This window comes from Rhizobium sp. 01T444, from assembly GCF_056398305.1.
Genome location: NZ_JBFTPD010000004.1, coordinates 17381 through 31374, shown reverse-complemented (window position 1 = coordinate 31374; position 13994 = coordinate 17381). Strand labels below are relative to the sequence as shown.

At 61.5% G+C, this 13994-nt stretch carries 10 protein-coding genes; 7 read left to right on the top strand and 3 right to left on the bottom strand.

The annotated features are described in order from the left end of the window. Positions 1-38: 38 nt before the first annotated feature. From AC1DTN_RS08530 to AC1DTN_RS08505, 6 genes are read left to right on the top strand one after another with little or no spacing between them, the layout of a single operon-like run. Entirely contained in the window at positions 39-980 is a 942-nt protein-coding gene (locus tag AC1DTN_RS08530; RefSeq protein WP_477920411.1) for an ABC transporter permease, read from the top strand. Then, positions 980-1849, top strand: a complete 870-nt coding sequence (locus AC1DTN_RS08525) for an ABC transporter permease (protein ID WP_439017957.1) — start codon at positions 980-982, stop codon at positions 1847-1849. The genes AC1DTN_RS08530 and AC1DTN_RS08525 overlap by 1 nt, the downstream gene beginning before the upstream one ends. Further along, a complete protein-coding gene (locus AC1DTN_RS08520) occupies positions 1850-3058 on the top strand; it encodes an amidohydrolase/deacetylase family metallohydrolase (protein WP_477920410.1) in 1209 nt (402 codons plus the stop codon). Positions 3059-3079: 21 nt separating this feature from the next. Then, positions 3080-3613, top strand: a complete 534-nt coding sequence (locus AC1DTN_RS08515) for a RidA family protein (protein ID WP_477920409.1) — start codon at positions 3080-3082, stop codon at positions 3611-3613. 51 nt (positions 3614-3664) lie between these two features. Next, complete coding sequence (locus AC1DTN_RS08510) at positions 3665-4861, top strand: aminotransferase class V-fold PLP-dependent enzyme (protein WP_477920407.1); 1197 nt, start codon at positions 3665-3667, stop codon at positions 4859-4861. Between the two features lie 36 nt (positions 4862-4897). Next, positions 4898-6733, top strand: a complete 1836-nt coding sequence (locus AC1DTN_RS08505; RefSeq protein ID WP_477920406.1) for an ABC transporter ATP-binding protein — start codon at positions 4898-4900, stop codon at positions 6731-6733. A gap of 57 nt (positions 6734-6790) precedes the next feature. Here the strand turns inward: AC1DTN_RS08505 and AC1DTN_RS08500 are convergent, their stop codons facing one another. Then, complete coding sequence (locus AC1DTN_RS08500) at positions 6791-6988, bottom strand: hypothetical protein (protein WP_113319998.1); 198 nt, start codon at positions 6986-6988, stop codon at positions 6791-6793. A 253-nt stretch (positions 6989-7241) separates the two neighbouring features. On the opposite strand from AC1DTN_RS08500, the gene AC1DTN_RS08495 reads away from it, so the two are divergent. Then, complete coding sequence (locus AC1DTN_RS08495; RefSeq protein WP_477920405.1) at positions 7242-8417, top strand: adenylate/guanylate cyclase domain-containing protein; 1176 nt, start codon at positions 7242-7244, stop codon at positions 8415-8417. A 228-nt stretch (positions 8418-8645) separates the two neighbouring features. On the opposite strand, the gene atzF is transcribed toward AC1DTN_RS08495, so the two are convergent. Continuing rightward, positions 8646-10451 (bottom strand): allophanate hydrolase, encoded by a 1806-nt coding sequence (gene atzF / locus AC1DTN_RS08490; RefSeq protein WP_477920404.1) that lies wholly within the window; start codon positions 10449-10451, stop codon positions 8646-8648. A gap of 3 nt (positions 10452-10454) precedes the next feature. Then, a complete protein-coding gene (gene uca / locus AC1DTN_RS08485) occupies positions 10455-13994 on the bottom strand; it encodes an urea carboxylase (RefSeq protein ID WP_477920403.1) in 3540 nt (1179 codons plus the stop codon).

The window sequence follows — 13994 nt, the reverse complement described above, 5'->3', positions numbered from 1 at the left end:
TTCTTCCATCGTGCCCGTCCGGCACCGGGACAGACTTCATGATACGTTACATTTTCCAGCGCCTGCTCGGCATGATCGTGGTGATGTTCCTCGTCGTCACCATCGTCTTCGTCATCGTGCGCGTCACCCCCGGCGATCCAGCGGCCGTCATGCTCGGCCCCGATGCGACGTCACAGGACATCGCCGATTTGCGCGCCAGCCTCGGTCTCGATAGGTCGATCGGCGTTCAATATCTCTATTATATCGGCCAGCTGCTGAAGGGCGATCTCGGACAGTCGATCTTCCTCAACATGCCCGTCACATCGGCGCTATTCGATCGCGCCGAACCAACCTTCTTCCTGACGATCTTCTCGCTTGTTATCGCCAGCGTCATCGCCCTTCCGATCGGTATCTATGCCGCCTATCGCCGTGGCTCCTTCGTTGACCAGGCGGCGACGACGCTGGCGATGTTTGCCGCGAGCATTCCCAGCTTCTGGCTCGGCCTCATTCTGATGCAGGTCTTTGCCGTGCGTTTCGGTCTGTTTCCGGTCTCCGGATACGGCGGGCCTGGCTCGACATTTCTCGATCGCATGTATCACCTGACGCTGCCTGCCTTCGCGCTCGGCATTGTCTCCTCGGCGCTCATCCTGCGCTTCACCCGCGCCTCGATGCTCGACGTCCTTGGTGATGATTATATCCGCACGGCTCGCGCCAAAGGCCTGATCGAGCGCAGGGTTATCCTCAAGCACGCGCTGAAGAATGCGCTGATCCCGATCCTGACCGTCCTTGGTCTCACCGCCGCCGTGCTGATCTCTGGCGCTGTCGTAACCGAGACGGTCTTCGGTCTCCCGGGTGTCGGCAATCTGGTGGTCTCGGCTGTTCTGCGTCGCGACTATCCTGTTATCCAGGGAGCGCTTCTGGTGATCGCCGCGCTCTACGTCCTGATCAATTTTGTGATCGACATGCTCTACCTGCTCGTTGATCCGAGGGTGCGCTACTGATGACGGATATCGCGATCAAGCCGGCCGAGAGCGAAGGCCGCAAATTTATCCGCCAGTTTTTAAAGCGCAAGACAGTCGCCGTTGGCTTGCTCATTCTCATAATTTTCGTGCTGCTGGCGATCCTGGCGCCATGGGTTGCACCCTATTCGCCGTCGAAGCTTTCGATCATCAACCGTCTGAAGCCACCGAGCGGGACATATTTCTTCGGCACGGACGAGTTCGGCCGGGATGTGCTGTCGCGCACCATCTTCGCCGGCCGCCTGTCGCTGCTTGTCGGCGTCGCGGTCGTCGCGCTTTCGGCGGCGATCGGGGTCACGCTGGGACTGCTTGCGGGCTTCTTCAAGAACCTCGACACGCCAATCGCTCGCCTGATTGATGCGATGATGGCCTTCCCGGATATCCTGCTGGCGATTGCGCTTGTCGCGGCTCTTGGCCCGTCGCTGACGACTGTCATCATTGCGCTGTCGATCGTCTACGCACCGCGCCTGGCCCGCATCGTTCGCGCCTCGACGCTTGTCATCCGCGAGTTGCCTTATGTCGAGGCCGCACAGGCGCTCGGGATCTCGACCTTCCATATCATGACGCGTCATGTGCTGAGGAACCTGCTTTCGCCGATCATGGTGCAGGCGACTTTCCTCTTTGCGAGCGCCATGCTCGCCGAGGCCGGCCTGTCTTTCCTCGGCCTCGGCGTCAGCCCGGAAATCCCGACCTGGGGCACGATGATTGCCGCTGGCCGGCAATATATCGGTCAGGCGGACTGGATGACGCTGTTTCCGGGCGTCGCCATCATTCTCTCCGTGCTTTCGCTCCAGATGGTCGGTGACGGTCTGCGCGACATGCTCGATCCCAAACTTCGAAAGGACCTTTAAATGACCGGTGAAAAAGTGGGCAAGCCGCTCCTCCTCACCAATGTAAAGCCTGTTGGCTTCGGGGCTGGCACGCCGGACGGCGCGATCGACATTCTGGTCGATGCCGATGGCAAGATCGCCAAGCTCGGCCCGTCCCTGGCTGTGGCCGATGAGGTGATACGCGTCGACGGCAAGGGTGCCTTCGTCTCGCCCGGCTGGGTCGACCTGCACGTGCATATCTGGCATGGCGGCACCGACATCTCGATCCGCCCGTCCGAGTGCGGCGTTGAGCGTGGTGTGACGACGCTGGTCGATGCCGGTTCTGCCGGTGAGGCCAATTTCCACGGTTTCCGCGAATATATCATCGAGCCGTCGAAGGAACGCATTAAGGCTTTCCTCAATCTCGGTTCCATCGGCCTGGTTGCCTGCAATCGTGTTGCTGAGCTGCGCGACATCAGGGATATCGACCTTGACCGCATCCTCGAATGCTATGCCGAAAACAGCGAGCACATCGTCGGCATCAAGGTGCGCGCCAGCCACGTGATCACCGGCTCCTGGGGTGTCACTCCCGTCAAGCTCGGCAAGAAGATCGCCAAGATCCTCAAGGTGCCGATGATGGTGCATGTCGGCGAGCCGCCGGCACTCTATGACGAAGTGCTGGAAATCCTTGGCCCCGGCGATGTCGTCACCCACTGCTTCAACGGCAAGGCCGGTTCGAGCATCATGGAGGACGAAGACCTCTTCAATCTCGCCGAGCGCTGCGCGTCTGAAGGCATCCGCCTCGACATCGGCCATGGCGGCGCTTCCTTTTCCTTCAAGGTGGCGGAAGCGGCAATCGCCCGTGGCCTGTTGCCATATTCGATCTCGACCGACCTGCATGGTCATTCGATGAACTTCCCGGTCTGGGATCTGGCAACGACCATGTCGAAGCTTCTGTCAGTCGGCATGCCCTTCGACAAGGTGATCCATGCGGTGACCCATGCGCCTGCATCCGTCATCAAGCTATCGATGGAAAACCGTCTGAGTGTTGGTGCTACCGCCGAGTTCACGGTTTTCGATCTCATCGATTCCGACCTGGAGGCGACCGATTCCAATGGTGACGTCTCGGTGCTGAAAAGGCTCTTCGAGCCGCGATATGCGGTGCTGGGCAACGAGGCATTCACTTCCAGCCGTTACGTGCCGCGTGCCCGCAAGCTGGTGCGCCACAGCCACGGTTATTCCTACCGGTAAGACCAGAACACAAGACATAGCATGACAGGAGTTTGCGTGAACCAGTCTTCCGCCACCGCCGGCCCGCCCGTTACCGCAGGTCAGCCCAGCGCGTCGCCCTACGAGAGGCTAGCAGCGCTTGGCATCAAGCTTCCGGCCCCACCGCCGCCGATTGCTAATTTCGTCACCCATGTGCAGGAGGGCAACATGCTTTACCTGTCGGGGCAGGGGCCTCGCGAGCCGGATGGCTTCATGCATATCGGCAAGGTCGGCGCCGAGGTCGGCGTCGAAGCCGCCTACGCGCATGCAAAGCTCACCGGCATCAATCTGCTTTCGGTCATGCATGAGGCGCTCGGCGACCTTTCGCGTGTCAAGCGTGTCGTCAAGCTGCTCGGCATGGTCAATGCTGTGCCGCATTTCGTCGACCACCCTGCCGTCATCAACGGCTGCTCGGATCTCTTCATCGATGTCTTCGGCGAAGAGGTTGGGCAGCATGCCCGCTCTGCCGTCGGCTTCGGATCGCTGCCAGGAAACATCACCGTCGAGATCGAGGCCATCGTCGCGCTCAGGGATTAATGAGGATGCGCATGATCGCTCCGGCTCAACAGATTGAAATTGGAGATACCCATGTCTGAGGACATCCGCACATCGATCGGCCTTCGCCCGGTCATCAACGTTTCCGGCACCATGACCAGCCTCGGCGCCTCGATCGTCGTTCCCGAGGCCATCGCCGCTATGTCGTCGATCCTGCCGCAGTTCGTTGAGGTCAACGATTTGCAGCGCAAGGCGAGCGCGGTTATCGCGAGGCTGACCGGCGGCGAGGCGGGCTTCGTGACCGCCTCGTGCTCGGGAGGCATTTCGCTTGCCGTCGCTGGTGCCATCACCGGCAACAACCTGCTCGCTATCGAAAAGCTGCCGGATGTAGTGCCGGAGAAGAATGAAGTCCTCGTCCAGATGGGCCATATCGTGAGCTACGGCGCACCCGTCGATCAGGCGATCCGGCTTGCCGGCGGCAAGGTTGTGATGGTGGGCCAGGCGACATCCACCCATCGCTTCCATATGGAGAATGCGATTACCGAAAAGACGGCCGCCGCCGTCTATGTCGTTTCGCATCACGTGGTTGACTACGGCCTGCTGAACCTCAAGGAATTCGTCGAGATTGCCCATGCCAAGGGCGTTCCTGTTATCGTCGATGCGGCCTCGGAATATGATCTCAGGATATTCCTGGAGCAGGGGGCTGATGTGGCGCTCTATTCCGGTCACAAGTTCCTGGGCGGCCCGACCTCGGGCATCGTCGCCGGCCAGAAGGAGCTGGTGCGCAACGCCTTCCTGCAGAATATGGGCATCGGCCGCGGCATGAAGGTCGGCAAGGAAAGCATTTTCGGCGTCATGGCGGCGCTCGAAGCCTGGGAGAAGCGCGACCACGCCGGTATTCGCGAGCGTGAGACTGGTTATCTCAACCTCTGGAGACAGACGCTCGACGGCCGCCCCGGCGTGACCGCACTGATCGAGCCGGACCCGACCAACAACCCGCTCGATCGCATGCGCGTGATCATCGATACCGATGAGGCCCATATCACCGCCTGGGACCTCGCCGATGCGCTCGGCCGCGGCTCACCGCCGATCATCGTGCGCGATCACGAGGTCGAGCATCGCTACTTCTACCTCGATCCGTGCAATCTGCATCCGGGCCAGGAGAAGATCGTCGCCAGCCGCCTGGCTGCGGAGCTCGACAAGGCGCGCGCCTCCAACGAGATCATCGCGACGCCGATCGAAAACCGCAGCAAGCGACGTTTCGAAGGTGTGCTGAAGTGGCCGGATTGATCCGAGAAACAAGGCGCGAATTCTAAGGAAGCGATCATGACAGGCATCCAGGCACAATCCATCGCAACGACGGAGCCGGTTCTCTCCGTCCAGAACCTGACGACATCGTTTCTGGTCGATGGCGCCTGGAAGCCGGTCGTTCGCAATGTCTCCTTCGATGTTGCACCGAGAGAGACGGTCGCGATCGTCGGCGAGAGCGGCTCCGGCAAGAGCGTGACTTCGCTATCAATCATGCGCCTTCTGCAGGCGGATTCGAGCCGCATCGAAGGCAAGATCATACTCGGCGGGCGCGACCTTCTGGCCCTGCCGGAAGGCGAGATGCGCAAGGTTCGCGGCAATGATGTCGCGATGATCTTCCAGGAACCGATGACGAGTCTCAATCCGCTCTTCACGATCGGCGACCAGATTTCCGAGGCATTGTTGTGCCACCGGCCGATGTCGAAGGCAGAAGCTCGGGCCGAGACGATCCGCTTGCTCGAAAAGGTGCGCATTCCTTCGGCTGTCTCGCGCTTTAACGAATATCCCCACCGCTTCTCCGGCGGCATGCGCCAGCGTGTGATGATCGCCATGGCGCTTGCCTCACGGCCGAAGCTCCTGATCGCCGACGAACCGACGACGGCACTCGACGTGACGATCCAGGGCCAGATCCTCGATCTGATCAAGATGTTGCAGGAAGAGGAGGGGACGTCGGTTCTGTTCATCACTCATGATATGGGCGTGGTTGCCGAGATCGCCGATCGTACCGTCGTCATGTATCGCGGCGAGCAGGTGGAAACGGGAGCGACACCCGATATCTTCCATCGCGGCAAACATCCCTACACCCGTGCCTTGCTGTCGGCCGTGCCGGTGCTCGGTTCGATGCAAAATTACCAGCGGCCGCTGCGCTTCCCCGTCGTCAATACGGCAACGGGAGAATCAAACATCCCGGTCGAAACGGCCGATACGGTCGCCGCAACATCTCGCCCGGTGCTCGAGGTGAAAAACCTCACCAAGCGCTTCGACATTCATTCCGGCCTCTTCGGCAAGCTGACTGGTCGCGTCCACGCGGTCGAGAACGTTTCTTTCGATCTCCATGCCGGTGAGACGCTGTCGCTCGTCGGCGAATCCGGCTGCGGCAAGTCGACAACCGGACGCGCAATCATGCGGCTGATCGAGGCGCAGAGCGGTTCTGTCATTGCCGATGGCAAGGATGTGCTCGCGCTCGGCAAGGCGGGCATGCGCGAGATGCGCAAGACCGTGCAGATGATCTTCCAGGACCCCTTTGCCAGCCTCAATCCGCGCATTCGTGTCGGCGACGCCATTGCCGAGCCTTATCTCGAGCACAGGATGGGGACGGCAAAGCAGGCGAGGGAACGCGTCGCGGACCTCCTCGTCAAGGTCGGCCTGACGCCCGACATGGCCTCACGCTTCCCGCATGAATTCTCCGGTGGGCAGCGCCAGCGCATCTGTATTGCGCGTGCACTTGCACTGGAGCCGAAGGTCATCGTGGCCGACGAGAGCGTCTCGGCACTCGACGTTTCGATCAAGGCGCAGGTCATCAATCTGATGCTGGATTTGCAGCAGAGCCTCAATCTCGCATTTCTGTTTATTTCTCACGACATGGCCGTCGTCGAGCGCGTCAGCCACCGCGTCGCGGTCATGTATCTCGGAGAAATCGTCGAAATCGGCCCGCGCGCCGCCGTCTTCGGCAACCCGCAGCATGACTATACCAAGAAGCTAATGGCAGCCGTCCCGGTTCCCGATCCCGATCGCCGTCGCGAAAAGCGCGCTGTCGCCAATGACGAGATCAAGAGCCCGATCCGGCCCGTCGAATACAAGATCAAGCCGCTCGGATACCGTGAGGTGTCGCCGGGGCATCTGGTGGCAAACTGAGCGGAGCGGGGGCGGCACTTTCAGCCGTCACGACGCCTAACGCAGCGTCAGGGAATCTTAGTGCGTGATATCGTCGGCTCGAAGCTGGTCGATCGCGTCAAGGGCTTCGTCTGCCGTCCAACCGGCGCGCAATGCCGCGGCAACGAGCCGGACCTCCGCCTCCATTTCGAGCCTTAGGTAAAGTCCCTCCAGGGCCTCTTTGGCCGTAACCACGTGATCGTCATGCGGCACAACATCAGCAGTCCGTACGGTCATAGACACGTTCCTTTCCTTCCTCGAAGTGGGGTTGTGTTTCTTGTTAGCGCGATAACAGGTTCTTTTGCGTCCCAGAGGGGGATTACGCAGCAGCGCCGATTTTGTTCCACGCATTTTGCTTCAATCGGCGCGCATTAAGATTTTTTGCAACGATGATGCCCGAAGCCCGGGAATGACACGACCGATGGACCATTGATAAAATTGCGGTAGAACGGCAGACCTCCAAAAAATCCGGAGGCCGAAGGACGTGACTATGCCTCGCTTGCAGGAACTGATCGACTGGATCATCGCCGAAGGACTATCGACAGATACCATTGAGACCATTTTGCAGGGCGTTGCGGAACGACTGACGGATCTCGGATATCCGATCCTTCGAGCGTCGATAGCGATGCCGTCGATCGATCCCCTGCAGCGGGGATTTTCGCTTGCGTGGTATCGTTCTTCCGGCTTCTCGACGGAAGTACAAGGGCATGATGAAGCGGGTCAGGAATTGTTCCGGCGCTCTCCCATCTCCTACCTTCTGGAAAACAATCTGCAATATGCCCGCTGGCGATTGCCGCCGGGACCAGATGTTCCGCCGATTCCACTGCTGACTGAGCTGGCGGAGCTCGGGGCTACCGATTATCTGATGAAGCTCGTTTCATTCCCCGGCGATACGGCGCTGGCGGGTGTCAGCTTCTCGATCGCCGTTGATGACCCCGATGGCTTTTCGGACAGGCTGATTGCCGATCTGGGGAGGTTGGTCCCGGCGCTGTCACTCGCCTGCTGCCGGATCGCTACCACACGGGTTGCGAGCGATGTGCTGGCTGTTTATACGGGCACGCGGACCAGCGGACGTATCCTGAGCGGTCATATCAGGCGCGGCGACGGCACCGCGGTCTATGCCGCGATCCTTCTTGCAGATCTCAAGAAGTTCACTTCGCTCAATGAACAGCATCAGCCCGAGCGCATCGTTGCCTGGCTCAACGAACACTTCGAGGCGATCGGCGCGCCGGTCGAGCAGGAGGGCGGCGAGATCCTGAAGTTCATGGGCGACAGTCTGCTCGCCATCTTCCCTGCCGATATCGACAACCCGGCCGAGGCATGCGACCGCGCATTATCGGCGGCGCGAACTGCCATGAACGCCAATGCTGATGTCAATCGCAGGCGAGCGGAAGCGGGAGAGCCGGAGCTTCTTGTGGATATCGTCCTTCACGTCGGCGAAGTGTTCTATGGGAATGTCGGAGCGGCTCGCCGCCTTGACTTCACCGCCATCGGCAGGGCGGTCAATGAGGCGGCGCGCATGGAGAAGCTGGCCGACGAAATCGGCCACAGCCTGCTGGCATCCGCCGATTTCGTTTTGCAGGCGCCAGGCCGTTTCGAGAAAGCCGGCATTTTTCCGCTCAAAGGCGTCGCTCGTCCAGCCGCGATTTACGCCTGGCCGGATTGAAGCGACTGTCGCGGATGTGGTCCGGGCGTTTTATTGGATCGCGCGCTCGTGCACTGCACGATAATAACTAGCCTGATCGTCAGCTCGGCGGCCGTCATTTCGACCCGTCTCGGCCATGGAGCGGGCTGCGGACCAAGATGACAGGTCGACCTCGTAGCGCGCCCGCACGCGCCACGAGTCCATTCACCAGCAGCCGAACTATGAATTTCACTGTCGTACCCCTCCGGTTCAGGCGGCCGATTTGCTGCGCATATAGCTCCGCCAGCCACCGAGAGCCGTGATCTCCTCGGCCCCCTTCACAGCATGGGCTTCGCAGAGGAAGCACGATATGCTCGAACCGTCCTCCAGCGTGACCTTGCCGATACCAAGCGGGGCAGGGATCTTGGCAACGAAACGGCCGAAGCCCTCTGGGGGCAAGGCCCAGACCTCAATCTCTAGTCCGAGACCGTCATGTCCCGGTTCGCACACGAGGCCGGGCTTCTGCGGGGTCGTATTAGGCAGCACGAAGAGGCGATAATCACCTGCTGTGCGGCAGGCCCTTACCAACGTGCCGCCCAATGTGGTCAGTTCGTGATTGAGCGGCATGCCTGTCAGATGTGCACCGACCACGGCGATGGCGATAGTATCGTCTGTCAATGAGGCGACGCGGCTCTGCTCAGGGATAACCGCAGCGCGATCGATGCCCATGCCGGCGGCGGCAGCGCGGTGCAGCGCATCGGCAAGGGGAGCCAGCGCATCGTCAGTGAAGGCTGGCGCAATCAGCGTCACGCCACCCGGCAGGCCGTTGTCGCCGAATCCGGCGGGAACAGCGATCGCGGCGCAATCGAGCAGGTTGACAAAGTTCGTGTAGCGGCCAAGCCGGCCGTTGAGCACGATCGGATCGGCCTGCATATCGGCAACCTTGTAGGTCGTCGGTGCCGTCGGCAGCAGCAGCAGATCGGCTTTTGCCCATTCGGCTTCCGTCTTGCGCCTGAGATCTTCGAGCTTGTAGCGGCCGTTGAAGGCTTCGACTGCCGTCTTGCCTTTCGCGCCTTCGATGATCTTGCGAACCGTGGGATCGAAATCGTCGGCGTTACTCGCCAGAAAGTCCTCGACGGCTGCTAGGCGCTCGGCAACCCATGGGCCGTCATAGAGGAGAGAAGCCGCCTCACGGAAGGGCGCATAATCGAAGGGAACGATCGTCGCGCCGAGCGCTTTGGCGCGCTCGATTGCCTGATCATAGAGCGCTTCGACATTGGCATCGCCGAAGAATTCCCGCTCCGCGCCGTCGAGAACGCCGAGCCGCAGACCGGCAACCGGAAGAGTTGCCGGCTTGGCACGCCGCGAAAACGCATCGGTGGCATCGAAGCCCTCGGCAATCTTGCGGATCGCGACCCCGTCGCCGACCGTCGGCGCGAAGATCGTGATGCAGTCGACGCTCTTGCAGGCTGGCACGGCGCCGGTATTCGACAGCAGGCCCGGGGTCGGCTTGATGCCGACAAGATTGTTGAAGGCGGCCGGCACGCGGCCTGAACCGGCCGTATCCGTGCCAAGCGCGAAGGTGGCGAGGCCGGATGCCACCGTCACCGCCGAACCCGAGCTCGAACCGCCTGAAATATAGTCGGCGTCAAAGACCGATCGTGGCGCTCCATGGGGCGAGCGTGTGCCATTGAGGCCGGTCGCGAACTGGTCGAGATTGGCCTTGCCGATTACGATCGCACCTGCCGCCCGCAGTCGTGCAACGACAGTTGCGTCCTTCTCGGGATTATAAGCGAAAGCCGGGCAGGCGGCGGTGGTCGGCAGCTCCGCCACGTCGATGTTATCCTTCACCGCGAAGGGAATACCCCAGAGCGGCAGGCTGTTCGGCTCGGGTGCACGTTCCATCAGAGCTCGTGCTTCGGCCCGCAATGTATCATCAGGCGTCGGCGTGATGAAGATTGCCGGATCCTTCGAGGCGGCCCGACGCGTAATGACGGTCTCGATGACATCGAGCGGGCTTTTGCCTGCCTCATAGGCTGCGCGAAGGCTTGTCAGATCAAGAATGGTCGGCAGCATGGTTCAGCATTCCTCCAGAACAACAATGATATCGCCCGCTTTGACGTTTCGTCCGGGGCCGGCACGCAGGTCGCGAACGCGGCCCGGCGCATGTGCGGTGACGTTGATTTCCATTTTCATGGATTCGATGATGGCAAGCGTGTCGCCAGCCGCGACCGGTGCACCCGGCTCGACCAGAAGTTTCCAGATATTACCGGGCACGGCGCTGGCAACGCCGAAGCAGCCTTCGGGGATATCTCCGTCAGGGCTTTCACCGGTGCCTTCGTCGGTAACGAAGCTGTCGAGGCCTGCCTCCTTCCAGCGCTGGCGCTCGGCGTCGAAGGCGGCCTGCTGGCGAGCCTTGAAGGTCCCGATCGAGACGGCATTCGCCTGCAATTCCTTCTCGTATGCGGCGTAGGAGAATTCCGTTTCCTCAATCTTCACAGGATAGCCGCCATGCGGGAAGGCATTGCGCGCCTCCGTCAGTTCCTGGTGGCTGACGGGGAAGAAGCGGATCTGATCGAAGAAGTTCAGCAGCCAGGGTTTGCCCTTGGCAAAGACCGGTGTCTGCCGCCAGGTGTTCCACACCTGGATGGTGCGGCCGAAAAGCTGGTATCCGCCCGGGCCTTCCATGCCATAGATGCACATATAGGCCCCACCGATACCGACGGCATTTTCCGGCGTCCAGGTGCGGGCTGGATTGTACTTTGTGGTCACCAGCCTGTGGCGCGGATCGACCGGTGTTGCGACCGGCGCGCCAAGATAGACGTCGCCGAGGCCGAGCACGAGATAGCTCGCATCGAAGACGACGTCGCGCACGGCCTGCTCGTCTGCCAGCCCGTTAATGCGGCGGATGAACTCGATATTGGACGGGCACCAGGGCGCATTCGGGCGGACGAGTTCCTGATACTTGCGCATGGCAAGTTCCGCTTCCGGATCGTTCCAGGAAAGTGGCAGATGCACAATGCGGCTCGGCACCTTGACGTCCTGGGCTGCCGGCAGGCTCGCCTCGATCTCCGCCAGCAAGCCGAGCAGGCGTTTGCGGGTCAAAGACGATCCGTCATAGTGGATCTGCAGCGAGCGGATGCCGGGCGTGAGATCGATGATCCCGGGCAGGCGGGCCTGCGATACGGCCTGCATCAAGAGATGTACCCTGAGCCGCAGGGCGATATCGAGCGTCATCGGTCCATATTCGACCAGCAGATTGTCATCACCCTGGCGGCGGTAGACGACAGAGACAGGTCCGCCGTCGCTCTTGCTAATAACAGGCGAGCCTGTCTCTTCTTTCGCCCGATGCACGACCGGCCCGGCAATCGGGTCCTCAGACCGCGTGACGGGATGGAAGCGGATGCGATCGCCCGGCTTGAACTGGCCCATCTTCCATTGCTCGTCGCGAGCGATCACCGCTGGGCAGACGAAGCCGCCGAGGCTTGGGCCGTCCGGTCCGAGGATGATCGGCATGTCGCCGGTGAAATCGATCGCGCCGATCGCATAGGCATTGTCATGCAGATTGGAGGGATGAAGGCCGGCTTCGCCGCCATCGCTGCGCGCCCATTTCGGGGCCGGGCCGATTAGGCGCACGCCAGTGCGGGCGCTGTTGAAATGCACCTCGTAACTCGTCGAAAACAGCGTCTCGATATCGCCGTCCTGGAAGAAGTCAGGTGCGCCATGCGGACCGTAGAGAACACCGACCTCCCACTCGCGCGTCAGTTCCGCCGGCTCGGTCGCCGGTTTCGTTGGTTCGGCGGCGGCCTGACGGGCAAGATGCAGCACATGGCCGGTCTTCAGCGTGCCGGTGGCATTGCCGCCGAACTGGCCGAGCCCGAACGTGGCGCGAGAGCCGAGCACGACGGGAGCGGCAAAGCCGCCCGCCACAGCAAGATAAGCCCGCTGCCCGGGTCCATCGATGCTGCCGATCGACAGGATCTGACCGGCGCGGATGGTGACGGCCTCACCATGAGGCAGCTTCACGCCATCGGCGCTCATCGCCATCCTGGCGCCGGCAAGCGCAACCACAGTGTCGGTATGGAATTTCAGCACCGGACCGGACACTGTCAACTCCAGTGCCGCGACCATATCGCCATTGCCGACGAGACGGTTGGCATGCCGGAATGAGCGCTCGTCCATCGGACCGCTCGGCGGCACGCCGACATGCCAAAGGCCGAGCCTGCCCGGCAATTCCTGAATGCTCGACTGCGCGCCCGGGGCGATCACCTCGATAACGTCAGGCACGAAGGAAAAGTCCCGCAACGCTGTGGTGGCCACCTTGCCGCTGGCGAGAAGCTCGGAGCCTGCGATGGCGCGAAGATAGTCGAGATTGGTCTCGATACCCGATATCGACGTGCCAGAGAGTGCTGCCCTCAGCTTCTCGATTGCCGCCGGACGATCCTCGGCGGAAACGATCAGCTTGGCGAGCATCGGATCGTAGAAAGGCGTCACCTCTGTGCCGGTCTCGATCCAGCCATCGAGGCGGACATCTTCGGGGAAGACAACCTCCGTCAGCAGGCCGGCACTCGGGCGGAAATCGGCATGTGGCATCTCGGCATAGACGCGCACTTCGATCGCTGCTCCCTCCGGCTGTAGCGCCTCGGAGCCCGAAAGCACGTCCTCGCCGGCGGTCTGGCGGATCATCCATTCGACGAGGTCGATGCCGAACACGGCTTCCGTAACGGGATGTTCGACCTGCAGGCGGGTGTTCACCTCGAGGAAGTAGAATTCCTCACGTATGGGATCATAGATAAATTCGACGGTACCGGCGGATTCGTAGGAGACAGCCGAGCCGAGGTCGATGGCTGCCTTGTGCAGGCGAGCGCGGGTTGCAGCCGAAAGACCGGGAGCGGGGGTTTCCTCGACCACCTTCTGGTTTCGCCGCTGCAGCGAGCAGTCGCGCTCGCCGAGCGCGATGACCTTGCCTTTGCCATTGCCGAAGATCTGCACCTCGACATGCCGCGCCTCCGCCACGAAACGCTCGATATAGACGCGCGCATCGCCAAAGCTTGCCCGCGCGGTGCGTTGCACGCTTTCGAAGGATGCCTTCAGGCTTTCGGGATCAGCGCAGAGCTGCATACCGATGCCGCCGCCGCCGGCCGTACTTTTCAGCATCACGGGATAGCCGATCGTTTCTGCCGCCGAGAGCGCTTCATCGGCGCTCGAGAGCAGGCCGGTGCCGGGCAGGAGTGGAACGCCGCTCGCCTTGGCGAGTTCGCGCGCCGTATGCTTCAGGCCGAACGCGGAGAGGTGTTCGGGCCGCGGGCCGATGAAGGCGATGCCTTCGGCGGCGAGCCGCTCGGCAAAACCGATATTTTCCGAGAGAAACCCATAGCCGGGATGCACTGCTCCCGCCCCCGTCGCCTTGCAGGCGGCGATGACGGCATCGACATTGAGATAGCTTTCGCTCGCCGGTGCCGGCCCAAGGCGGATTGCTTCATCGGCCACCATTGCGGGTTTGGCGAAGCGGTCGGCATCGGAATAGACGGAGACCGACGCAATGCCCATGCGCCTCAGGGTCTTGATGACCCGGATGGCGATTTCGCCTCGGTTGGCGATCAGGACTTTCTTGAACAT